2 protein-coding genes are annotated in these 1,773 nt (G+C 46.2%); both read right to left on the bottom strand.

What is annotated here, in order from left to right:
- Positions 1-739: histidine phosphatase family protein (locus tag ACO0LF_RS31220; protein ID WP_423021268.1), on the bottom strand; the 739-nt coding region annotated here is incomplete at its 3' end.
- Between the two features lie 245 nt (positions 740-984).
- Positions 985-1,230 carry a hypothetical protein gene (locus ACO0LF_RS31215; RefSeq protein WP_423021266.1) on the bottom strand — a complete coding sequence of 82 codons (246 nt, stop codon included), beginning with the start codon at positions 1,228-1,230 and terminating at the stop codon, positions 985-987.
- Between the last annotated feature and the right edge of the window lie 543 nt (positions 1,231-1,773).

Raw genomic sequence — 1,773 nt, 5'->3', positions numbered from 1 at the left:
CAGGCTTGCTTGTGACAGGCGTACCTGTTTCGACAAGTGGTGCAACAAAGTTTGCCTGCACCCTGACCAACTTGCCATTCTTCCCTGAACTTGTATCAAACCGGTATTCTGTTATGCCACAGTTGGGTACATCACCAGCACGGTCTATGCTGAGGATGGCGTCTTCATCCATGCGCTCCAAAAGATAACGAAAGCAATTGACGATAACTTGATGCGCAACGATAAGTACACGCTCTTTTCTGTATTCACGGGAAACGGTATCTAGTACGCAGCGCAACCGCAGAATGACGTCACACCAGCTTTCGCCACCGGGCGGACGGAAATAGAACTTATCCACATGAGCACGTTGTTCAGCAAGTTCAGGATATTGCTGACGTATGGCCAATGGAGTCAGACGATCAAGAATGCCGAATTCTTTTTCTCGTAAGCGCTCATCCGCCTGTGCAGCAAACACGTCATATTTGCTTAAGCGATCTATGACACAATTTGCTGTTGCTCGGGCACGGATATAAGGGGAATACAGTACGACGTTGGGCCGTTCATCTGCTGGCAATGTCGCAAACCACGTGCTCATTGCATCCGCCTGGCGTTCACCAAGTTCAGATAAGGGTACATCGACATCACGCGTAGCAATATCGATACGCAAACGCTCCTCTGCCTCTGCTGCGTCCCGCGCCACGTTACCTGCACTTTGACCATGCCGCACCAACCAAATTCTTTGAGGCCATTTTTGTTCCATCGCTTTGCTCCTTGATCGTTAGTACAACATGTCATTGATTCCCTCAGCCAGGAGAATCAAACAGCGAATTTTTATCAAGGAGTTAATAATCTACCAGTTCCTATCTTTCTTCTGTGCGAGAAACCACATGAAGAGATTTTCTAAAGCAAGACCAAAAGCAAACATCGAACATGAAAGATAGCGGCTGCCATTTCATGTTCGATTCAGCGCTACGACATCATAGCCAGTTAGCTTTCGCAGTCTGGTTAGCGATCGTTCTGATTGTCCAAATTTTCAGGATTATTTTCTGAATTTGACGTGGACTCACTATCAGCATCGTCCAGGCCATCGTTTTCGAGCAAATTCTCGTTAGCGGCTGTTTGGGCGTCATCGCCTTTAGCGATATCGCGTTCGGATGCATCAAATCGATCTGGCGCACTGTTGCCAGTAGATCCGCTGTTTTGGGGCTGTGCATTCGTAGCGTCCGTCACTGTATTGTTATTGATAGTCATGATGTCTCTCTCAAAAAAGGTATTAAAAACTCACGGGGAAATTACGTTCCTAAAAGGCACCTTCCATGAAAAATCCAGCAGGATGCCTCAGTCACATTTCACTGATAGTGTTTACATCAGTGATGCCATCATAGCCAGAATGAATTTTTTATACCGTCAGCGGAACCGATTGACCAGCGTAAGTGGAAAGCCCGAGGCTTACGGCCTGATCGCCCACACCCCGTAGGCATCCGATAAAGACATGGCTTTAAACTCTGCACCCACGCTCTCTAAATTTCGAAATCAAAAAATTGCAGACCAGTTTTGATGAGTTCCACATGATTGCAAATTAGCAGTGCGGTTGTCTTATAGCAGTTACTGTCGATTGAGATTCACAGTGCAGCCCCATGTGTTCGCGAATTTCCCTATATCTGAGGTATATACTTCATGGACTTGGATATCGCTTTGGTGAGATTTCGTAATCTCGTTTGAAGATAGCGCGGCTAATACAGTAAAAAAAGGACCAATATGGTCCTTTAAACTGGAGCAATGAACACGGGAATT

It is taken from the genome of Undibacterium sp. Di27W (assembly GCF_049340345.1).
Classification (GTDB): domain Bacteria; phylum Pseudomonadota; class Gammaproteobacteria; order Burkholderiales; family Burkholderiaceae_D; genus Undibacterium.
The sequence above is the reverse complement of the archived record's forward strand: the minus strand, read 5'-3'. Positions and strand labels throughout refer to the sequence as shown.